This is a genomic window from Halorientalis brevis (assembly GCF_023077655.1).
In genome coordinates, this window is sequence record NZ_JALLGV010000004.1 from 104,026 (window position 1) to 122,448 (window position 18,423).

Annotated in this window: 26 protein-coding genes; 11 read left to right on the top strand and 15 right to left on the bottom strand. The window is 66.7% G+C overall.

Annotation, left to right across the window (positions count from 1 at the left end; all coding sequences use genetic code 11):
- Positions 1-96: 96 nt before the first annotated feature.
- Positions 97-312, bottom strand: a complete 216-nt coding sequence (locus tag MU553_RS08705) for a hypothetical protein (protein ID WP_247377784.1) — start codon at positions 310-312, stop codon at positions 97-99.
- A 46-nt stretch (positions 313-358) separates the two neighbouring features.
- On the bottom strand, positions 359-1,204 hold the full coding sequence (locus tag MU553_RS08710) for a TatD family hydrolase (RefSeq protein WP_247377786.1): 846 nt from the start codon (positions 1,202-1,204) through the stop codon (positions 359-361).
- Between the two features lie 92 nt (positions 1,205-1,296).
- On the opposite strand from MU553_RS08710, the gene MU553_RS08715 reads away from it, so the two are divergent.
- On the top strand, positions 1,297-2,322 hold the full coding sequence (locus MU553_RS08715; protein ID WP_247377788.1) for a sodium:calcium antiporter: 1,026 nt from the start codon (positions 1,297-1,299) through the stop codon (positions 2,320-2,322).
- Positions 2,323-2,385: 63 nt separating this feature from the next.
- The gene (locus MU553_RS08720) at positions 2,386-3,210 is read left to right on the top strand and encodes a hypothetical protein (RefSeq protein ID WP_247377790.1); all 825 of its coding nucleotides are present in this window, start codon (positions 2,386-2,388) and stop codon (positions 3,208-3,210) included.
- 9 nt (positions 3,211-3,219) lie between these two features.
- On the opposite strand, the gene MU553_RS08725 is transcribed toward MU553_RS08720, so the two are convergent.
- Positions 3,220-3,666 (bottom strand): NYN domain-containing protein, encoded by a 447-nt coding sequence (locus tag MU553_RS08725; protein ID WP_247377794.1) that lies wholly within the window; start codon positions 3,664-3,666, stop codon positions 3,220-3,222.
- A gap of 61 nt (positions 3,667-3,727) precedes the next feature.
- On the opposite strand from MU553_RS08725, the gene MU553_RS08730 reads away from it, so the two are divergent.
- Together MU553_RS08730 and MU553_RS08735 are read left to right on the top strand one after the other, a co-directional pair.
- Positions 3,728-4,057 carry a hypothetical protein gene (locus MU553_RS08730; RefSeq protein WP_247377796.1) on the top strand — a complete coding sequence of 110 codons (330 nt, stop codon included), beginning with the start codon at positions 3,728-3,730 and terminating at the stop codon, positions 4,055-4,057.
- A gap of 368 nt (positions 4,058-4,425) precedes the next feature.
- The gene (locus MU553_RS08735) at positions 4,426-5,085 is read left to right on the top strand and encodes a helix-turn-helix domain-containing protein (RefSeq protein ID WP_247377798.1); all 660 of its coding nucleotides are present in this window, start codon (positions 4,426-4,428) and stop codon (positions 5,083-5,085) included.
- A gap of 4 nt (positions 5,086-5,089) precedes the next feature.
- Here MU553_RS08735 and MU553_RS08740 read toward each other — a convergent pair whose 3' ends face one another.
- The 6 genes from MU553_RS08740 to MU553_RS08765 form a co-directional block, all read right to left on the bottom strand.
- A complete protein-coding gene (locus MU553_RS08740; protein ID WP_247377801.1) occupies positions 5,090-5,440 on the bottom strand; it encodes a HalOD1 output domain-containing protein in 351 nt (116 codons plus the stop codon).
- A 158-nt stretch (positions 5,441-5,598) separates the two neighbouring features.
- Positions 5,599-5,781, bottom strand: coding sequence for a hypothetical protein (locus tag MU553_RS08745; RefSeq protein ID WP_247377804.1), 183 nt, complete (start codon positions 5,779-5,781; stop codon positions 5,599-5,601).
- A 225-nt stretch (positions 5,782-6,006) separates the two neighbouring features.
- The gene (locus MU553_RS08750) at positions 6,007-6,798 is read right to left on the bottom strand and encodes an energy-coupling factor ABC transporter ATP-binding protein (protein ID WP_247377806.1); all 792 of its coding nucleotides are present in this window, start codon (positions 6,796-6,798) and stop codon (positions 6,007-6,009) included.
- Positions 6,795-7,586, bottom strand: coding sequence for a cobalt ECF transporter T component CbiQ (cbiQ, locus tag MU553_RS08755; RefSeq protein ID WP_247377809.1), 792 nt, complete (start codon positions 7,584-7,586; stop codon positions 6,795-6,797). The genes MU553_RS08750 and cbiQ overlap by 4 nt, the downstream gene beginning before the upstream one ends.
- Complete coding sequence (locus MU553_RS08760; RefSeq protein ID WP_247377813.1) at positions 7,573-7,887, bottom strand: PDGLE domain-containing protein; 315 nt, start codon at positions 7,885-7,887, stop codon at positions 7,573-7,575. Before MU553_RS08760 ends, cbiQ begins: the two co-directional genes overlap by 14 nt.
- Positions 7,887-8,525, bottom strand: coding sequence for an energy-coupling factor ABC transporter permease (locus MU553_RS08765; protein WP_247377815.1), 639 nt, complete (start codon positions 8,523-8,525; stop codon positions 7,887-7,889). Before MU553_RS08765 ends, MU553_RS08760 begins: the two co-directional genes overlap by 1 nt.
- Positions 8,526-8,644: 119 nt before the next feature.
- On the opposite strand from MU553_RS08765, the gene nikR reads away from it, so the two are divergent.
- The 4 genes from nikR to MU553_RS23575 all read left to right on the top strand — a co-directional run bounded on the left by nikR (position 8,645) and on the right by MU553_RS23575 (position 11,167).
- A complete protein-coding gene (gene nikR / locus MU553_RS08770; RefSeq protein ID WP_247377818.1) occupies positions 8,645-9,055 on the top strand; it encodes a nickel-responsive transcriptional regulator NikR in 411 nt (136 codons plus the stop codon).
- A gap of 93 nt (positions 9,056-9,148) precedes the next feature.
- Entirely contained in the window at positions 9,149-10,606 is a 1,458-nt protein-coding gene (thiC, locus tag MU553_RS08775) for a phosphomethylpyrimidine synthase ThiC (protein ID WP_247377820.1), read from the top strand.
- Between the two features lie 236 nt (positions 10,607-10,842).
- Positions 10,843-11,016, top strand: a complete 174-nt coding sequence (locus MU553_RS08780; protein ID WP_247377823.1) for a hypothetical protein — start codon at positions 10,843-10,845, stop codon at positions 11,014-11,016.
- 16 nt (positions 11,017-11,032) lie between these two features.
- Positions 11,033-11,167, top strand: coding sequence for a hypothetical protein (locus MU553_RS23575; RefSeq protein ID WP_282594268.1), 135 nt, complete (start codon positions 11,033-11,035; stop codon positions 11,165-11,167).
- Between the two features lie 123 nt (positions 11,168-11,290).
- Here the strand turns inward: MU553_RS23575 and MU553_RS08785 are convergent, their stop codons facing one another.
- The 3 genes from MU553_RS08785 to MU553_RS08795 are packed head-to-tail and all read right to left on the bottom strand — an operon-like array spanning position 11,291 to position 13,650.
- A complete protein-coding gene (locus tag MU553_RS08785; protein ID WP_247377825.1) occupies positions 11,291-12,046 on the bottom strand; it encodes a VOC family protein in 756 nt (251 codons plus the stop codon).
- Between the two features lie 39 nt (positions 12,047-12,085).
- Positions 12,086-12,538: a TIGR04206 family protein gene (locus MU553_RS08790; protein ID WP_247377828.1), complete on the bottom strand. Its 453-nt coding sequence runs from the start codon at positions 12,536-12,538 to the stop codon at positions 12,086-12,088.
- Positions 12,538-13,650: an OBG GTPase family GTP-binding protein gene (locus MU553_RS08795; protein WP_247377830.1), complete on the bottom strand. Its 1,113-nt coding sequence runs from the start codon at positions 13,648-13,650 to the stop codon at positions 12,538-12,540. The genes MU553_RS08790 and MU553_RS08795 overlap by 1 nt, the downstream gene beginning before the upstream one ends.
- Before the next feature lie 217 nt (positions 13,651-13,867).
- Here MU553_RS08795 and MU553_RS08800 point away from each other — a divergent pair, with 217 nt between their 5' ends.
- Together MU553_RS08800 and MU553_RS08805 are read left to right on the top strand one after the other, a co-directional pair.
- Positions 13,868-15,298 carry an APC family permease gene (locus tag MU553_RS08800; protein ID WP_247377832.1) on the top strand — a complete coding sequence of 477 codons (1,431 nt, stop codon included), beginning with the start codon at positions 13,868-13,870 and terminating at the stop codon, positions 15,296-15,298.
- Positions 15,299-15,301: 3 nt separating this feature from the next.
- Positions 15,302-15,955: a potassium channel family protein gene (locus MU553_RS08805; RefSeq protein ID WP_247377835.1), complete on the top strand. Its 654-nt coding sequence runs from the start codon at positions 15,302-15,304 to the stop codon at positions 15,953-15,955.
- A gap of 7 nt (positions 15,956-15,962) precedes the next feature.
- Here the strand turns inward: MU553_RS08805 and MU553_RS08810 are convergent, their stop codons facing one another.
- The 3 genes from MU553_RS08810 to MU553_RS08820 form a co-directional block, all read right to left on the bottom strand.
- On the bottom strand, positions 15,963-17,159 hold the full coding sequence (locus MU553_RS08810) for a cation:proton antiporter (RefSeq protein ID WP_247377837.1): 1,197 nt from the start codon (positions 17,157-17,159) through the stop codon (positions 15,963-15,965).
- 5 nt (positions 17,160-17,164) lie between these two features.
- A complete protein-coding gene (locus MU553_RS08815) occupies positions 17,165-17,680 on the bottom strand; it encodes a cation:proton antiporter regulatory subunit (protein ID WP_247377839.1) in 516 nt (171 codons plus the stop codon).
- A gap of 90 nt (positions 17,681-17,770) precedes the next feature.
- Complete coding sequence (locus MU553_RS08820) at positions 17,771-18,064, bottom strand: hypothetical protein (RefSeq protein WP_247377841.1); 294 nt, start codon at positions 18,062-18,064, stop codon at positions 17,771-17,773.
- Positions 18,065-18,189: 125 nt separating this feature from the next.
- On the opposite strand from MU553_RS08820, the gene MU553_RS08825 reads away from it, so the two are divergent.
- Complete coding sequence (locus MU553_RS08825; RefSeq protein WP_247377843.1) at positions 18,190-18,390, top strand: VNG_1110C family protein; 201 nt, start codon at positions 18,190-18,192, stop codon at positions 18,388-18,390.
- Positions 18,391-18,423: the final 33 nt, after the last annotated feature.

Below are 18,423 nucleotides of genomic sequence, written 5' to 3' on the forward strand. Positions count from 1 at the left end.
GGAATATAAACACCCTGAGCTACGACCGCCAGCGACGAAGACCTGTCACCGCGACTCAATACCATCCTAACAGGTTCGTCCCGCCCCGCCGATCGCCTACTCGTCGAGGACCGCGTACTGGCGCACGAGCCCACACTCCGGGCACAGCACGGTCACGACCCGCTTGCGTTCGTGGAGTCCGAGCTGCCCTAACAGCCCTTCGCGACGCTCTTCAGTGCGCACGTACGGTGCCTGGTACTCCTCGAGGCCCGCTTTCATCCCGTACTGGACCTGTCGCATGGCCACGCCGCAGTCGGGGCAGTCGACGTCCATGCCCGGCGTTCGGTCCCGCGAGAAATCAGTGGTTCGGCCCTGGCGATCAGGAATCGAGCGTTGCCTCGGTGTCGATGTCGTACACGCGCGAGGGGGTCTCCACGTGTGCGTTCCGGACGGCGTCGTCGTAGCCCTCCTGCAGGAGCCAGCGCACGCGCCGTGGCACGGTCTTGGGACCGAGCACCGCGCCCGGGCGGTCGGGATCGTCGATGAAGTCCGTCTCCATCAGGAACGGCTCGCCCGCCTGGGCCGCGACTTCCAGTTCGTCCTTGTTGCTGAGAACGCTCGGGGTGGGGCCTTCGACGTGGCCGCCCGAGTAGTGTTTGACGACGCGCTCGCGCGGGAGCCCGCGGTCCTCGGCCCACTCGGCGACCTGACGGAAGTCCTCGCCGCCCTCCGTGTGGAGCTGGACGGCACAGCCCGCCTCGGCGCCCAACTCGAAGGCGTGTTTCATCACGTCGTTCGAGGCGTCCCAGCTCTCGTCGCTCACCTCGTAGTGGGGGCGGCCGGACTTGAGCGCCAGCGCAGGCCCGTCGGCGACGTACTCGGCGGCGACGTCGAGGCCGGCCTGCATCAGATCGCGTGCTTCCGCAGGGTCGTACCCGCGGTCTTCCAGCTGAGAGATGAGCGCCGGGTGGACGCCGAGAACGGGCCAGGCGCGCCCGTCCAGCACGTCGGTGGCGTCCGCAGCCGCCTCGACGGTGAGGTCGAACACCTCGCGGAAGTCCTCGGGGGCGTCGACGTCGACCCCGAGCGACCACGAGGGCTTGTTCAGCACGAGGAGGTGCGTGCCGCCGTGGTCGGCGAACTCCTCGACGGCCTCGGTGTTCCGGCCGTTCACCGGATCGAGGTGGAGGTGGTCGTCCAGCACCGGCGTGTCGAGTTCGTCCATGTCCGTACGCGGGCCTGCCGTCGCCAAAAGCGGTTCGTCTCACCACCCGGCCTGCGCAACGGCTTTGTGGATTCCCCCTGAGGTCCCGCACGATGGCCGAGGCCTCTGCGTTCGACGTCGGCGTCATCTTGGTGGCGACGCTCGCGGTCTGGAAGGGGAGCGACTGGCTCGAAGGCGCCAGCGATCAGCTCTCGACGTACTACGGCCTCCCGCTGGTCGTCCAGGGCGCGATCGTCGCCGCGGTCGGTTCGAGTTTCCCCGAACTCGCGTCGGTCGTGTTCGCCGCCGTGTTCGCCGGCTCGCTCGAACTCGGCGTCGGCGCGATCGTCGGCTCCGCGATCTTCAACATCCTGGTGATCCCGGCGCTGGCCGGCATCCTGACCGAGGACGACATCGAGTCCAACCGCACGCTCGTCTACAAGGAAGCGCAGTTCTACATGCTCGCGGTCTCGGTGTTGGTCATCACGTTCGCGCTCGCGGTCATCTACTATCCCGACCCGAACGCCACCAGCGACCTCGTCGGCCTCGTGACGCGCCCGCTCGCCATCATTCCGCTGGGGCTGTACGGCCTCTACATCTTCATCCAGATTCAGGACACGGGCGACTACGAGGCCGAGGAACCCCCGGCCGACCTCGACGTGAAAACGCAGTGGGGCTACCTCCTGGCGGGCCTGGTCGTCATCCTGGTGGCCGTCGAGCGCCTCGTTCACTCCGTCGACCTCATCGGGCAGTCGCTGGGCGTCCCGGGGTTCATCATGGGCGTGACGATCCTGGCGGCGGCGACGAGCATGCCGGACGCCCTGGTGAGCGTCCGGCAGGCGCGCGACGAGCGCGGCGTCGCGTCGCTGGCAAACGTCCTGGGCTCGAACACGTTCGACCTCCTCGTCGCGATCCCCGTCGGCGTCCTCATCGTCGGCCAGTCGCCCATCGACTTCGCCATGGCCGTCCCGATGTTCGGGGTGCTGACCGCCGCAACCATCCTCCTCTTTACCGTCATGCGGACCGACCTCTCGCTGACGGACGGCGAGTCCGCCCTCCTGCTCGTCGCCTACGTGGTGTTCATCGCCTGGGTCATCGCCGAGAGCACGACCACGGTCGTCGACTTCCTCCCGAACTGACGCGGTGGTGGGCGGTGAGTTCGTGTATGGACTTTTACTATCCGGTCGTGAGAACGCCGACACGTGACCAGCGTGAACGCGATCCTCGTCGGCAGTATCGCCGTGGTCGTCGGAGTGGGTGCGCTCGTCCAGGCGCGCGCGCCGTACGGCCGATTCAAGACGATTGCCCAGTTGCTGACCACGACCGAGCAGAAACTCGCGCCGGGCGCGGAGACGATCGTCCGCAGGCGGACGCGCGTGCGGGACCAGGCGACGCCGGAGCGGACGCCCCCCGAGCCGATCGACGGGGCCGCGCCCGCACTCTGGGCCTGGCGGGTCCGCCGGAAGCGAGACGACGACGCAGCCGACGGGAGCCGCTGGACCACCGTCGAGAGCGGGCTCGCCGTCGGCGACTTCGAGTTTACTGACGAGTGGGGACCGGTCAGGTTCGACGAGTCGTGGGTCAGCACCGACCTGGCGGAGTCGCTCGAACGGATAGACGACCCCTTCGAGGCGTCGGACCTCGAACTCGGCACCCCGGACGTCGATCGACCGCTCGGCGAGCCCGGTCTGCTCACTCGGCTCTCGGAGCACCTCGGTCTGACGGGCGAGGACGGACTCCTCGCGGGGCTGGAACTCGGTCGCCGCCTCGGCCTCGAATCGGAGACGCCGGACCGGTACCAGGCCACCATCGTCCGTGACGGCGAGAGACTCCTGCTCCGCGGCGAGATCGCGCGCACTGACGACGGACTCGTCGTTCGCGACACGACGGAGATGCCGCTCGTGGTGGCAAACGGTGCGCTCGAAGACGGGGGCCGACGCCTGCAGTTCAGAGCACGTACGCAAGCGGTCGCCGGGGCCGCGTTGGTGCTCCTCGGCGGTGCGGTCGCCGCTGGTCTGTTTCTCTGAGGGTCGCCGTCACTCCAGCGTGACGGCGTCGTGGGCTGCGGTCCGGAGGGCGTCGGAGCGGCCGTATTCACCGGGCGCGATCGCGAACGTTCGGACGTTGCGTCGGGCGGCCGCCTCGACGACCGGTTTGAAGTCTGTGTCGCGCGAGGCGATGGCCAGCACGTCGATGGCGTCTTCGGCGACGAGCGCGGTCGCATCGACGGCGAGTTTCACGTCCACGTCGCCGCTGGTCGTGACGACCTCGAACCCGTTGGCTTCGGCCGCCTGGATCAGCCCCGGCGAGGCGTGTTCGTCGAGATACAGCCGCGTGACGACGAGGTGGCCCCTGGTTTCGGCGGCGTCGCGAACGTCCGAGAGATCGACGTCGAACTCGGAGCGCAGGACGTTCGGTCCGTCGACGAACAGTCCGACGCGCACGGCTTCGCTCCCATCGAGTAACCGGCCCAGCAGTCCCATATCCTCGCATACGTGGCGGTTGATAAATGACTGGCCGTTTCGGTCGGCGCCGGGAACCCCAGTGGGTACAGCTGCGGGCGGTATTCCGATCGAGTTGCTCGTCGGCGAGCGCCAGATCCTCCGCCAGGAGAAAAGTGCCATCATTGACGCGTCGCGGAACGGCGTCCTCAGCGACGCCGTCGGCGAACGCCTGCTCGAAGAGGTGAACCTCAACCTCGACTACGTCCGTGACGGCATGAGTACCGTCGAAGGCGAACGGGAGGGGTACCAGGAGTTCTGGCGACAGCGAGCGGCCGAACTGGACGTCTACGAACAGTCGACGCCCGTCGAGGGTCCGGAGGAACCCGAGACGACGGTCGACAACGAACGCCCCGACACGCAGCCGACGTAGGGACGCCGGTAACCGGGTGACGGGAGCCGGGTTGATATATAAACACCTTCGGAAGCCAAGCAGGGGTAGTATATGGGTTCGAATGAAAAGGCAGGATTGAGATGAACGCCGATTTATTAGGGCAACAAGCTGGCACGACACTGACTGGTCGCGCTCGGTGCTCGTCTGGAATCTGGACGGGGACGCACGGATGGGGTCGCAGCCGCAGGACTGTTAGATCCTGACATGATGGACGCGAGCTACCGCGTGGCTGGACAGCGCGGAGTGAACGATGAGCAGGGGCCCGAACGGCGGAGCACCTCACCGAGAGGATCCCTCGGACGGCCGGCACGGGACGTCTCGCGGCCAGTGGACGCCGAGGCGGGGACATGAGCGTCATCGCAAGCGTCCGCCTCTCCGCGTCGGATTTCGCGCTCGGCCGGGCATTCCAGGCGGTTCCGGACGCGACGCTTAGCGTCGAGTCGATCGTCCCGATCTCCTCGACAGTGATGCCGTACGTCTGGGTCGAAACTGCCGAGACCGGCGCACTCATCGACGCGCTGGACGAAACCGAGTACGTCGAGCGCGTGACGGTCGTCGCCGAGATGGAGGCGAGACAGCTCCTCGACATCGAGTGGGACGACAGCCCAGACGATCTGATTCCGGTCCTGCTCGAAACGGACGCGATCGTCCTCGAAGCGTCGATGCGGGACGACGAGTGGACCTTCCGACTGCGGTTTCGCGAGTACGAAGCGCTCTCGACGTTCAGCCGCCGCTGTCGGGAGAAAGACATCCGGATCCAGTTACAGCAGTTGTACAGTCCGAGCAAGGCGACCGACGTGCCACAGTGCGATCTGACTCCCGAACAGCGGGAGGTGCTGCAGACCGCGATGGAACACGGCTACTTCGAGGTCCCGCGAGCGGTGACGCTGGACGAACTCGGCGATCTGCTCGACATCTCCGACTCCGCTGCCTCACAGCGGCTCCGGCGCGGACTGGCAACGCTCCTCGAAGCGACGCTCAGCGAAACCACGAGCGACGCGTCCTGAGGCGTCAGGCACCAGAAGCGGACGGGGCCGACTGAACGGTGATCACGCCGTCGTCGCGTGCCGTCACGACCTGTCCAGCGAGTTCGAAGGTGACCGAAACGCTGCCGTCACCCGGGCCGGACGCCAGGAGCGATCCCAGTGCGTCGGCGTCCAGCACGTCGTTCAGGGGTTCGGACATCTCCAGCGGATCGATCTCGGCGGTCTCAGCGACGGCACGGACTACGGTACTCGTGAGCGAGTCCGGGTCTGATTGGTCCCAGGTCCGCCGGCTGCCGTCCTCTGGCCCCCCGTCCGTGACGATCGCTGGCTGCGCGTCCGACTCATCGTCGTCCACTTCGTTTCGGTCAGACCCCATACTCGCGCAAATAACGACCGCGATTATCAAAGTACGGCTTGTATCTCTCCCCGAGGGCGGCCGGCTTGGAGCCATCGCTCGGGCGCGAAGAGAGCCGGGAAAGGACGGTCCGTGCGATCCGCTTGGCGATGCGACGAATCCGGACGCCCGGCGACTCGTCACGAGAGGTCGGGAACGAGCGGCGCCTCGGCCTCGGCGTCGGTTGCGACGCCTCCCGCAGTCGTGATGCGACCGCCTCCGTCGGCCGCGTACGTGTCAGTTGCGAACTCTGGCACCATCGGGTCGATCTCGTCTCGTCGAGGCCGGGTCATGGTCAGTCTGGACGCGATGTCCTCACTCACTCGTCCGACGCCTACGCCCATAAACCTCATGATCGTTCATTATACAACGGGCGGGCGCCAGAGCCGCGGGAGCGTTGACGAACCGTGACCAACAGCGCTCGAAGCGACCCAGCGTTCGAGAAGAGCGTCCCCAGGCGGACGGACGGTCATCCCGTCAGCCGGTACGGTCCGCTCGTCGCCGGATGCGGTCGGCTGCCGATCGGCAGTCGAGACCGACAGTGCACGCTATTCGAGTCGTTCGACCGCTCCAGCGACGGTCAGCGGCGGGTCCGACTCGTCGAGCCGGGAGAACAGCTCGACCACCTGCGGCGGGACGAGATCGCACCGTTCGAGGAGCCCGGTGTCGGTCAGGACCGCACGGGCCGGTCCGTCCCGGACGATGGTCCCGTCGGTGTCGAGCAGCACCACCCTATCGGCGACGTGGGGGGCGAGTTCGGTGTCGGGCGTCGAGACGACGAGGGTCACGCCCTCGGCGGCGAGTTCGTCGAGCAGGTCGAGAATGGCCCGACGATTGGCCGCGTCGACGTTGCTCACGGGCTCGTCGAGGAGGAGGACGTCCGGCTCCGTCGCCAGCGCGCTGGCCAGCGCCGCTCGTCGCTTCTCGCCGCCGCTCAGCCGGAACGGCGGCTTGTCGAGCAGCCCTTCGAGGCCCAATCGGTCCGCGAGGCGGTCGACTCGCTCGTCGGCTTCGGCGGGCGGCACGTCGAGCTGGGCGGGACCGTACTCGACGTCCTCGCGAACGGTGGGATTGAACAGGTAGTCCGCGGGGTTCTGCGTACAGACGCTGACGCGGTCGCGGACCTCGCCTGGAGGCTGATCGGTGCCGAAGTACCGGACTGTACCGCCGTCGGGATCGAGCAGCCCGCCGAGCAACTGGAGCAGCGTGCTCTTGCCCGCGCCGTTCGGCCCCAGGAGCGCCACCCGGTCGCCGCGTTCGATCGCGAGATCGACGCCGTCGAGCGCGAGCGTGCCATCAGGGTACGCGTACCTGACCTCGGACGCCTCGATCACGCTCACAGCACCACCGCCACGACGGCGACCGCGACCAGCGCCGCGAACGCGGCGTCAGCCCGACCGAGTGACTGCGTCCGATCGTAGTGAGTCAGCTGCGTGCCGCCCCGGGCGCGTGCGGCCCGCTGGACGCGCTCGCCACGCTCGATGCTCCGCAGGAGGAAGGTCCCGGTGAAGTTCCCCGAGTCCCGCCACGTCTTCCGGATCCCACGGGCTCGGATGGTGCGGCTCTCGCGTGCGCGAACCATCCGTTCGAGTTCCGCGAAGAAGACCAGCAGATAGCGGTACGTGATCGCCAGCAGCGTCACGGCGACGCCGGGCGCGCGGAGCCGGCGAAGTCCCGCCAGCAGGTCCGTAAATCGCGTGGTCAGCAGCACGAGCGAGAGGAAACCGACGCAGGCCGCGACCCGAACGACGAACAGGACGACGTAGCTCACGCCGGGTTCCGAGAATGGCGTCCCGCCCAGTGCCGGGCCGTCCATCAGGACGGCCTGGGGAGCCACGACGAGGAACGCGAACGCCGGCGGGGCGCTCACCCGCCCGAAGAACGCTCTCGCGGGCACCCGCGACGCGAGCGCGAGCAGCCACGCGAGGCCGCCGAGTGCGGCCGCCGCCGCGAGCGCATCCCTGGTCGCCGCGAGGGCGACGAGCGCGACGAGACCGACCAGCTTCACCGACGGGGCAACGGCCTGGAGGAACCCGTCGCGGTCGGGCGTCTGTTCGGCCAGGAGAAACCAGCGCGCTTTCCCCGCGAGGTTGCCGACCGTGCGGGCGAACAGGTCACTCCGCGTCATGTGTCTGGCCGACGAGTCGACCCAGTCCAGTCGCGACGACCAGCGTGACCGCTGTCCCGACGACGGCCGAGAGGAACGTCCCACTCACTGACCCGAGCCCGGGCACGCTGTAATCGGGCAGGACGCCGGTGTGGACAGGGTCCGCGTCGTCGGCTGCCCCCGTCTCTTCGGCGGCGTTTTCGAGCGGTTCGGCGTACCCGACCTGGCCGGCGGCCCACCCGAACACCGGAGCGAGGACGACGAGGACCAGCAGGACGAGGGCGGCGCGACTGCGCCAGCCGTCGAGATCAGCGCGGGTCATCAGACGCTCACCTCCGGGTCAGCGCCGGGGCGGAGGTCCGGACGCGCGTCGGCGAGGTAGCGGTAGACGACCGCCGTGATCGCACCCTCGACGAGGCCGAGCAGAAGGTGGCCGACGCCCATGATGGCGACCGTCGTCGTCAGTTCGTAGGCGAACGCCGAGGAGAGGCCGAGCTGGACGCCGGCCGTGACGGCAGCGGCGGTGATGCTGAGCCAGCCGGCGACGAACGCCGCCCGAACGTCGCCCACCGGCGAGAGCACCCGATAGACGGCGTACCCGACGTACACCTGGACGATGGCCATGTTGAACACGTTCGCGCCGAGGACGACGACGCCGCCGTCGCCGAACACGAGGCTCTGGATGACGACCACCGTGGCGACACAGAGCGCGCCCAGATGCGGGCCGAGCAGGATGGCGCTGAACGCGCCACCGACGAAGTGAGCACTGGTGCCGCCGGGGATCGGCCAGTTGAGCATCTGCGCTGCGAAGACGCCGGCGGCGACGACGCCGAGCAGGGGCGCCCGCGCGTCGGTTAGCTCGTCACCGCCACGGCGAGCAGCGACGGCGAGGACCACCACCGACGCGACGGCGAGCGCCACCGCGAGCGGCAGGTCCACGTATCCATCGGGAATGTGCATATGTTCACTGACCGACCGGCGCAAATAATACTTTCTCCTTCGCCAGTATTACTGGTCGACGGGGCGCCGGAAAGAAGCGTGAGCCAACCCCTATAGGGACCGGTTTCCTACGCGACGCCATGAGCGACGACATCGACCGGATCAGTCTGACGCTGCCGCCGGACATGGTCGAGCGTCTCGACGGTATCGTCGGCGACTGGGAGTACGCGAGTCGGTCGGAGGCGATTCGGGACGCCCTCCGCGATTTCTTCGCCGCCTACGAGTGGGAGGAAGGGACCCACGAGCGCCACCACGGGACCATCGTCATCGTCCACGACCACCACGAGGACGGCATCGCGGACGCCCTCCAGAACATCCAACACGAGATGGCCGACATCATCACCTCCGTCCAGCACATCCACCTCTCCCACGACACCTGCATGGAGACGCTGGTCGTCGAGGGTCCCGGCGACGCGATCAGCGAACTGGCGAACCGGCTCCGGGCGCAGAGCGGCGTCCAGCAGGTCAAGGTCGTCGTCGTCGACGAGTGACCGCTCGATGTTAACCCGGTGCTGCTTCTTCCCACCGTGGCTATGCGCCGACGTGAGCAAAGTTTATCACCGAGTGGTATTCACTAGTTGTCCATGTCTCGGACCCAGCTAGCGCGTGCACGTGACGGCGAGATAACCGACGCGATGGAGCGAGTCGCCGAGCGGGAGAACCGCGATCCGGCGTTCGTCCGCGAGCAAGTCGCTGCGGGGCAGGCCGTCATTCCGGCGAACCACGACCACGCGGCGCTGGACCCGATGATTATCGGGCGCGAGTTCGCGACCAAGGTCAACGCCAACATCGGCAACAGCGAGACGACCAGCGATCTCGACGGCGAGCTTCGGAAGCTCCACACTGCCGTCCACTACGGCGCGGACACGGTGATGGACCTCTCGACCGGGGACGACTTAGACGAGATCCGCCGGGCGAACGTCGAACACTCGCCCGTGCCGATCGGGACCGTCCCCATCTACGAGGCCGTCAAACGCGCCGGCGGCGCGGCCGAGTTGACCCACGAACTCCTGCTGGACGTCATCGAGAAGCAGGCCGAACAGGGCGTCGACTACATGACGATCCACGCCGGAGTGCGCATGGAACACCTCCCGCTGACCGACGGCCGGACGACGGGCATAGTCTCCCGCGGCGGTTCGATCCTCGCCCAGTGGATGGAGGAAAACGGGATGCAGAACCCCCTCTACGCGAAGTTCGAGGAGATCTGCGAAATCTTCCGCGAGCACGACGTGACCGTTAGCCTCGGCGACGGGCTGCGCCCGGGCTGTCTCGCCGACGCCGGCGACGAGGCGCAGTTTGCGGAACTGGAGACCCTCGGCGAGTTGACTCGGGTGGCCTGGGACCGCGACGTGCAGGTGATGGTCGAAGGCCCGGGCCACGTTCCCCTCGACGACGTGGCCGACAACGTCGAACGCCAGCAGGAGGTCTGTGACGGAGCGCCGTTCTACCTGCTCGGGCCGCTGGTGACCGACGTCGCGCCGGGGTACGACCACATCACGAGCGCCATCGGCGCGACCGAGGCCGCCAGAGCCGGCGCGGCGATGCTCTGTTACGTCACGCCCAAGGAGCACCTGGGTCTCCCCGAGGCAGAAGACGTGCGCGACGGCCTCGCGGCGTATCGGATCGCGGCCCACGCGGGCGACGTGGCCGCCGGCCTGCCGGGCGCTCGCGACTGGGACGACGCGCTCTCGGCGGCCCGCTACGACTTCGACTGGCGCCGGCAGTTCGACCTCGCGCTCGATCCCGAGCGCGCGCGAGCGTACCACGATCAGACCCTGCCCGGCGACAACTACAAGGAAGCGCGCTTCTGCTCGATGTGCGGCGTGGAGTTCTGCTCGATGCGCATCGACCAGGACGCCCGCGACGTGGCCGACGGCGAGATGGACGCCATCGACGGGGCGACGGACCTGGAGTCCTCGGCGGCCGCCGAGGTGAACCTCCCGCCGACCGGTACCCACGACATGAGCCGCGTTCCCGACCTGCCCGAGGCGGTGAGCCCCGACCACGACCACGCGACCGAGTCGGGCGAAGCAGACGACTAGCCGCTCGCACCGAACCGGCTCGAATCCGCGTCTCCGTGCCGACGCACGCGTTCCGGCGCCCGACCGCCCATCGGCCCCTCTTTCTCCCGCCATCTGCTCGACTGTCCACTTCCAGCCGCTAGAATCGTCGTTCCCACGACGAGTGCGCATTTGGCCTGGGGAATATTGACCTATATTAGGTAGACTAGGACGTATGCCCACTAAGCTTTTGTAACAGTAGACGTTCGTTACAGTCGATGAGCGTAGACAGGTCAAACGTCGATTCCGACTCACCGTTCGAACCGTCCGAAACGCCGCCGCTGCGTCTGAGTGCCAGTTACATGGGCTGTCGTCACTGTGAGGAAGGATCGCTCGTGTACGACGCCGACGCCGGCGGCTCACGCTGCCGAACGTGTGGGAAACTCGACTGACGGCTCGCACCCAACCATGAGCATCACCGACAAACTTCGAGGCCACCTGGACAGCACCCCGGCGTTCGCCTGTACGTACTGCGGGCTCACGTTCGAGCAGGACCGGCTCAACTGTCCGGCCTGCGGGTGCGACGTGCGCGACACTCGGTAGTTCGACGGCGAACCCACAGTGCCCGGTAGCGTCGGCGAGCAGTCGTCCCGACCAGTGCCCGAGCTAGCGGACGACGGAATCTACGAGGAGAGAAACGGCAGCGACCCCGTTCAGGACGAGGCGTTACTGCTCGAGAAGTTCGACTTCGTGGCCGTCGTTCGTCTTGGTGAACGCGTAGCGGTCGTCACAGCTCTCGGGATCGCGGTAGTCCTCGGCGTGGCGGGCCATCAGCGTGTCCCAGTCCTCGTGGAGGTCGTCTGCCCGGACCGCGAGGTGGCCCCAGGCGTCGCCCAGTTCGTAGCTCCGGCCGTCGTAGTTGTAGGTGAGTTCGACGGACATCTCCTCGGGGGCAGCGTCCTCGGGTTTGAGGAAGTACAGCGCGAAGTCGTCGAACTCCTCGCGGCGGAACAGGTCGTACTCCAGTTTGCGGGTGTACCAGCCGATAGCGGCGTCGGCGTCCTCGACGCGGACCATGGTGTGATCGAGGCTCCACTTGGCGCCGTGGTCGCGCTCGACGATCTCGATCTCGTGGCCGTCCGGGTCCGTCACGAAGGCGTAGCTCCCGCCGCAGGAGTCGGGGTCGCGGTAGTCCTCGACGCCCTGGTCCAGCAGTTCCTCGTAGGCGTCGTAGACGTCGTCACAGCGGACGGCGATGTGGCCCCAGGCGTCGCCCATGTCGTAGCTCCGGTCGTCGTGATTGTAGGTGAGTTCCAGCATCGCACCGTCATCGTGTTTGTCCGGCGGGGCGAGGTAGACGTTGGTGAACGTCTCGGCCTCCCACCGACCGTACTCCTCGTAGTCGAGGTAGGTCTTGTACCAGTCCAGGGACTCTTCGAGGTCCTCGACGCGCATCATCACGTGGTCGAGCGTCGCGTGCATACACGACGGCACGGGCGGCACGGCGAAAAGGCTAGTGACTCAGTCCGGCTGACGCTCGGTGACGGCCAGCACCCGACGGAAGGCGTCCCGATAGTACCACCAGACGACCGTCCAGAGCAGTAGCGTCCCGACCGGCACGCCGGTGTATCCCACGCGAGGGATGAATCCCCCAGCGAACGCGAGGTTGCTCGCGCCCGCCAGCGCGAGGAGAGCGGCCGTGACGCGGGCGTCCTCGCGCCAGACTACGCCCGAGAGCGCGCTCAGGATCGCCAGCACCACCAGCACCACGGCGATGCCCCACGCCACGAGATACTCCGGAAGGCCGTTCGTGTACCGCAGATAGTAGTCCCAGATCGCAGTGAACGAGGTCGGGTTCGGCGTGAACGAGCCGAACGGGAAGAAGATGGTAGGCGCCCTGCGGGAAAAGACGACGGTCAGGGGAGCGAGGACGAGGGCGGCGACGGCCAGGAGTCGGCGACGGGCGGCGGCCATCACTTCCGGGCCACGATGCGCAGGACGTCTTCGTCGGCGAGTTCGTGGTCCCGGCCGACCTGCTGTTCGTCGTGTTTGGCGCTCGGCCCGGTCACGCGGGCGAAGCGAAAGCGCTCGTCGAAGTTGCCGCCGATCTCCTTACAGACGTCGTCGACGGTGTCGCCCTTCCGGAGGATGACCGGTTCCTCGTAGTCGACGCCTCGTCCAGGTTTGTCCATGTAGATGCGGATGAGCCCGAGCGCCTCCCAGATTTCCTCTTTGAGCGAGTCGAGTCCTTTCTCCTCCTCGGCGCTGATGAAGATGGCCTCGTCGGGGTCGATGTCGTGTGAACGCAGGTTCTCGTTGACCGTCTCCAGGTAGTCCGGTTCGATGAGGTCGGCCTTGTTGACGGCGACGATCGAGGGGATGTACTCCCGGTTGTCCATGACGCCGTCGATGAGGCGGTCGAGGTCGACCTGCTCGCCGATCGTCACGTCGGCGTTGACGAACCCCTGGTCGCGGAGGACTTCCTTGATGGTCCCTTCGTCCAGGTCCAGATCGACGCTGCTGTTGACCGAGAGCCCGTCCTTGTGCTTGCGGCGGATCGAAACGCGAGGGGGCTCCTGGTCGAGGCGGATCTGATTCTTGTACAGTTCCTCGTGTAGGCGTTCGTACTGATCGATCTCGAACACGTCGAGCATGAACACGACCAGATCAGCAGTGCGAACGACCGACAGCACCGCCTGGCCGTCGCCGCGGCCGCTGGCGGCGCCCTCGATGAGCCCCGGGACGTCGAGCATCTGGATGTTCGCACCGTTGTACTTGAGCATCCCCGGGAACACGTCGAGCGTCGTGAACTCGTAGGCGCCGGTCTCGCTGTCGGCGTTGGTGAGGGCGTTGAGGAGAGTGGACTTCCCGACGCTGGGAAAGCCCACGAGGGCGACGGTGGCGTCGCCGTGTTTCTCGACGGCGTAGCCGCCGCCACCGCCGGAGCCGGACTGTTGCTTTTCGAGTTGCTCTTTCTTCTGTGCGAGCTTTGACTTCAGCCGGCCGATGTGGGCCTCTGTCGACTTGTTGTAGGGAGTCTCGGCGATCTCGTCTTCGATCTCCTGGATTTCCTCCTCGAGCCCCATCGTTTCTCCTTCGGCCATCGGTACTCAAAAGCGCTTTCGTTGGGCCTCGTTCCCACGGCCGGTCCCCAGCAGTGTGTAACCTGCCATAGAGTTATCAGTCAGTGGCCAGCAATTGTGCATATCTGATGCGTCGCACAGGCTCACAGACGAGGTCGAAGCATGTCAGTCATGTAGACAAAGCGGACAACTGTCGCGAGACACTGCGTCGGAGGTGCCAGTGAGCAGTCACGGCGAGCGGTCACCCGAGGCTTCACTCGGCCTGCTCGACGCGACCATGATCGGCATGGGCGCGATGATCGGTGCCGGCATCTTCGTTCTCACGGGACTGGCGGCCAAGACCGCCGGCCCGGCAGCCATCCTGGTGTTCGCGCTCAACGGCGTGGTCACCACGTTCACCGGCCTGTCTTACGCCGAGTTAGCGAGCGCCATCCCCAGGAGCGGGGGCGGCTACGCCTTCGTCAACGAGGTGTTCGGCGACCTCGTGTCGTTCCTGATGGGGTGGATGCTCTGGTTCGCGTACATGATCGCCGGCGCGCTGTACGCGCTGGGCTTTGCCCCGAACTTCCTGGAACTGCTCCACATCTACTTTCAGGGCGGCGTGCCGGCCCCCGAACACGCGGCGACGGTGATCATCACCGGGCTGGCGCTGGGCGCTGTCGCACTGCTCGTGCTCCTGAACGCGCTCTCGACGGCAGCCAGCGGGAGCGTGGAGACGGTCTTCACGCTCATCAAGGTGGCCATTCTGGTGGTGTTCGTCGGCTTCGGGTTCACCGCCGCCCGGTTCTCCGGCGCGGAGTTCCAGCCCATGTTTCCGGCGGGCCACACGCCCATCGATCTCCTCCCGGCGATGGGGCTGACGTTCATTGCCTTCGAAGGATACGACCTCATCACCACAGTGACGGAGGAGGTCAAGAACCCGCGGAAGAACATCCCGCGGGCGATCTTCATCAGTCTCCTCGCGACAGTCATCGTCTACTTCGCGGTCGTGATCGTCGCCATCGGGACGCTCGGAGCGGAGGAACTCGGCGCGGCGGGCGAGACCGGTATCGCCGAAGCCGCGAAGTCGTTCATGCCGTCGATTCCGGTTCTCGGTGGCGGTGAGGCGCTCATCATCTTCGGGGCCGTGTTCTCGACGCTGACGGCGCTCAACGCGGTCGTCATCGCGTCGAGCCGCGTCGCGTTCTCGATGGGACGGGAAGGCCAGTTGCTCCCGCGGTTCGGCCAGATCCACTACAAGTACGGGACGCCCGCGGTCGCCATCCTGGCGAGCGCGGTCGTCATGGTGCTCTCGGTGCTGTTCATCCCTATTCGGCAGGTCGGCAACCTCTCCAGCCTGTTCTTCCTGCTGTCGTTCGTCGTGGTGAACGCGAGCGTCATCCGCCTGCGCCGGGAGCGCCCGAACATGACTCGGCCATACGAGATGCCGTTCTATCCGGTGCCACCGGTGCTCGGCATCGTCCTCAACGTTCTGCTCGGCGTCTTCATCAGCTGGCAGACGTGGGCGCTGGGCGTCGTCTGGCTCGGCCTGGGCGTCGTGGTCCACTGGTCGCTCGAACGAGCCAAGGAGAGACGCGGCTCGGGCGCACCGAGCACCGAGGCGGACGCCAGCGGTACCGACATACAGATGCAACCGCAACAGGAGGACTAAGACATGACAACAGACCTTAACGTCGTGATCGCGGGCGGCGGGCGCGTCGGCCTACAGACAGCGCGGATTCTCACCGACCGCGGACACACGGTCCGCATCGTCGAGCGCGACAAGGAGTTGTGCGAGGAGTTGGCCGACGAGTACATCGCCACCGTCATCCAGGGCGACGCGTCGTACCCCGAGATCTTAGAGCAGGTCGACATCGAAAACCAGGACGTCATCGCCGCGCTCACCGGCGAGAGCGGGATGAACCTCGCCATCTGCATGGCGGCGACGGATCTCGCACCCGCAATACGGACCGTCGCGCGCGTGGAGAACGGCAGCGGCGACTCGTACAGACGTTTCGTCGACGCCATCTGCTTCCCGGAGCGAGCGGGTGCGCGGATCGCAGCGAACGAGATCGTCGGCAACGACGTCCAGACGCTGGCAGACGTCACCGGGACGCTGGACATCATGCTCATCCGCGTCGAGGACGGCGCACCCGCCGCGGGCAAGCAGCTGTCCGACGTGCGGTTCCCGTCCGGCTCGTTGATCATCTCCGACGACGAGGGAGAACGCGTCGCCCGGCCGGACACGGTACTCAACGCGGGAAAGCAGTACGTCGTGGCGACCGAACCAGAGGTGGCCGACGAGGTCATGAACCTGCTGCGGGGCTGAGAAGCCGCTACGAAGCGAATCCAGTCGCTCGGAGTCGCTCGACCACGTCCGCGTTCTGGATGAACAGCGTCCCGAGGATACTCATCAGCAACACGTAGCCGACCGCGAAAGCGGGCACGACCGTTCCGAGCGTCGGACCGCCGACACTCGCGGCCAGCGCCGCGATCACCAGCGAGAACTCGCCGCGAGGCACCATCCCGAGACCGACCCGTAGCGAGCGCCGGCTATCGAGCCCGTACACGCGTCCCGAGAGGGCGCCGCTGACCAGTTTGCTCGCCGTCGTCAGGACGAGCGCGACCGCCAGCAGGTCCAGCACCCCGGCGAGTACCGTGATCTCCGTCGTGAGTCCGATGGAGAGGAAGAAGATGGCGGCGAACAGATCGCGCGCGGGGGCGACGACGTGTTCGATGCGCTCCGTGTGGTCCGTCTGGCTGAACGCCGTCCCGACGAAGAAGGCGGCGACGGCTTCGCTCACGCCGGTCGCCAGGGCCGCACCGGCGATGAGCGCGGTGACGCCGAAGACGCGCAGCAAGAACAGTTCGTCCGAATCGGTCCCGAAGAGCCGCTCGACGTACTCCGTGCCGTACCAGGCGACGGCGGTCAGCGTCCCCAGGAAGACGAAGGCGATGCCCACGGCAGTTCCGGCGTCGGCGAGCGTCCCCTCGCCGAGAGCGACGGCCGACAGCACGGCCAGATAGATGGCGATGAAGACGTCCTCGAAGACGAGCGTCCCGAGAATGGGACCGCTCTCGGGGTTGGCGACCCACCCCTCGTCGATGAGCGATTTCGTGATGACGGCGCTAGAAGAGATGTAGACGATGCCCGCCAGAAACAGCGTCTCGATGGGGGAGAACCCGAACGCGAGCGCGAGCGCGACGCCGACTCCGAAGTTCGCGACCAGATCGACGAACCCGATTTTGACGATGCGGGTGCGGTCCCGGAGCAACTGGGTGACGCTGAACTCCAGCCCCAGAAAGAAGAGGAGGAAGACGATCCCGAGTTCCGCCATGCCGGAGATGAGATCCCCGTCGGTGACCAGCGTCAGGGGCACGCTCCCGATGGCCGTCGGCTCGTTCGGACCGACCAGGATGCCCACGAGGATGTAGGCGGGGATCACCGACAGACCGATTCGATACGCCAGCGACCCCGCGACGGCGACCGCCGTGAAGGCGATGCCGATTTCAAGCAGCAGTTCACCGGCCATCGATGTCAGGCGCCCTCGGCGTCGTCGGTCGGCCCCTCACGGTCGCCCGACAGCAGGTCGGTGAGCGCCTGCAGTTCGTCGCGAGTCCCCATCGTCACCAGGATGTCGTCCGCCTCGATGGTGAACTCCGGGCCGGGGTTCGGCCTGGTCTGATCGCCCCGCTGGATCGCGATGACGGACGCGCCGGTGTGCTGTCTGATTTCCGCGTCGCGGAGCGTCTGTCCGGTGAGCGGCGAGTCCGCCGTGACGTCGAGCCACTCGATGATCGCGTCGCCGAGCGGCACCTGCACGTCGTCGAGTTCGACCGGCTGGAAGTACGCACCCTCCAGGATCGAACCGAGTTTCCGCGCCTGCTCGCCGGCCACCGTGAACAGCTTCTCGCTGTCGGCGTTCTCGTCCGGTCGCCGGTACACCTCGCGTTTCCCGTCGTGGTGGATGATAACGATGAGTCTCTCACCGTCGCCAGCGTCAAGTTCGAACTTCTTTCCGACGCCCGGGACCTCGGCCTCGTAGACGGTCATGATCGTAGTTGGGGTCGAGCCACCCAATAAATCCAGCCCACGGTGGGGTACCCGACAGGGAAGCACCCCGCTGTCTCACGCTCGGTCGGTTCAGCCGGGTGCCGACGAGACGCGGAGGTCGGCGACCGCGTCCTTGATTCGATTGGCCGTCCGCCGGGCGTGTGCAGCCGTCGGCGAAACGATCGCCGTCCGGTAGCGGAGCGTCGAGTACCGCTCGCCATCGTCGGTCCGATGCTCGCTGACAGTCGCAAGATGGAATCCGCGTGACGTCCGGTACTCGTACCCGCTGTTTGACTCGGTCGTCCGCAGTCCACTCACGGCGGCAGTGATTCGGTCGTGTGCCTCCCCAGGTGGAACGGCGAGCGTGACCACGTCGTAGTTCATACGGTGCCGTACGGTCGCAAAGGAAATAGACACTTGCCCCGACTGGCCGCTGCCCGTGGTATCAGACAGACAACATAGAATCCGTTTCGACACACCTATACGCCGAGCTGGCGTCGTTTCGGGTGATGCCCGACGCGGCGATGCTGCGCGACAGCACGCAAATCCTGCTCCCTGAGGCCGCCCTGGAGGGCCTCCGGGACGAGCTAGAGAGCCGATTCACGCTCACGATCCTCAAAGACGACGCACAGTATCGGATCGTCGGTAGTCCGGTCGAGATCAAGGAAGCGAGTCGGTTCCTCACGCGCAACGGGATTTCGGTCGAGTGACGGCGTCCCCGTCATATTTTCGTCTGGTGCACC

Bases quoted from the DNA above. Each gene is read 5' to 3' on its own strand.
- MU553_RS08705 (WP_247377784.1), bottom strand. From the start codon at position 312: ATGGACGTCGACTGCCCCGACTGCGGCGTGGCCATGCGACAGGTCCAG.
- MU553_RS08710 (WP_247377786.1), bottom strand. From the start codon at position 1,204: ATGGACGAACTCGACACGCCGGTGCTGGACGACCACCTCCACCTCGAT.
- MU553_RS08715 (WP_247377788.1), top strand. From the start codon at position 1,297: ATGGCCGAGGCCTCTGCGTTCGACGTCGGCGTCATCTTGGTGGCGACG.
- MU553_RS08725 (WP_247377794.1), bottom strand. From the start codon at position 3,666: ATGGGACTGCTGGGCCGGTTACTCGATGGGAGCGAAGCCGTGCGCGTC.
- MU553_RS08735 (WP_247377798.1), top strand. From the start codon at position 4,426: ATGAGCGTCATCGCAAGCGTCCGCCTCTCCGCGTCGGATTTCGCGCTC.
- MU553_RS08740 (WP_247377801.1), bottom strand. From the start codon at position 5,440: ATGGGGTCTGACCGAAACGAAGTGGACGACGATGAGTCGGACGCGCAG.
- cbiQ (WP_247377809.1), bottom strand. From the start codon at position 7,586: ATGACGCGGAGTGACCTGTTCGCCCGCACGGTCGGCAACCTCGCGGGG.
- MU553_RS08760 (WP_247377813.1), bottom strand. From the start codon at position 7,887: ATGACCCGCGCTGATCTCGACGGCTGGCGCAGTCGCGCCGCCCTCGTC.
- MU553_RS08765 (WP_247377815.1), bottom strand. From the start codon at position 8,525: ATGCACATTCCCGATGGATACGTGGACCTGCCGCTCGCGGTGGCGCTC.
- nikR (WP_247377818.1), top strand. From the start codon at position 8,645: ATGAGCGACGACATCGACCGGATCAGTCTGACGCTGCCGCCGGACATG.
- thiC (WP_247377820.1), top strand. From the start codon at position 9,149: ATGTCTCGGACCCAGCTAGCGCGTGCACGTGACGGCGAGATAACCGAC.
- MU553_RS08780 (WP_247377823.1), top strand. From the start codon at position 10,843: ATGAGCGTAGACAGGTCAAACGTCGATTCCGACTCACCGTTCGAACCG.
- MU553_RS23575 (WP_282594268.1), top strand. From the start codon at position 11,033: ATGAGCATCACCGACAAACTTCGAGGCCACCTGGACAGCACCCCGGCG.
- MU553_RS08785 (WP_247377825.1), bottom strand. From the start codon at position 12,046: ATGCACGCGACGCTCGACCACGTGATGATGCGCGTCGAGGACCTCGAA.
- MU553_RS08790 (WP_247377828.1), bottom strand. From the start codon at position 12,538: ATGGCCGCCGCCCGTCGCCGACTCCTGGCCGTCGCCGCCCTCGTCCTC.
- MU553_RS08795 (WP_247377830.1), bottom strand. From the start codon at position 13,650: ATGGGGCTCGAGGAGGAAATCCAGGAGATCGAAGACGAGATCGCCGAG.
- MU553_RS08805 (WP_247377835.1), top strand. From the start codon at position 15,302: ATGACAACAGACCTTAACGTCGTGATCGCGGGCGGCGGGCGCGTCGGC.
- MU553_RS08810 (WP_247377837.1), bottom strand. From the start codon at position 17,159: ATGGCCGGTGAACTGCTGCTTGAAATCGGCATCGCCTTCACGGCGGTC.
- MU553_RS08815 (WP_247377839.1), bottom strand. From the start codon at position 17,680: ATGACCGTCTACGAGGCCGAGGTCCCGGGCGTCGGAAAGAAGTTCGAA.
- MU553_RS08820 (WP_247377841.1), bottom strand. From the start codon at position 18,064: ATGAACTACGACGTGGTCACGCTCGCCGTTCCACCTGGGGAGGCACAC.
- MU553_RS08825 (WP_247377843.1), top strand. From the start codon at position 18,190: ATGCCCGACGCGGCGATGCTGCGCGACAGCACGCAAATCCTGCTCCCT.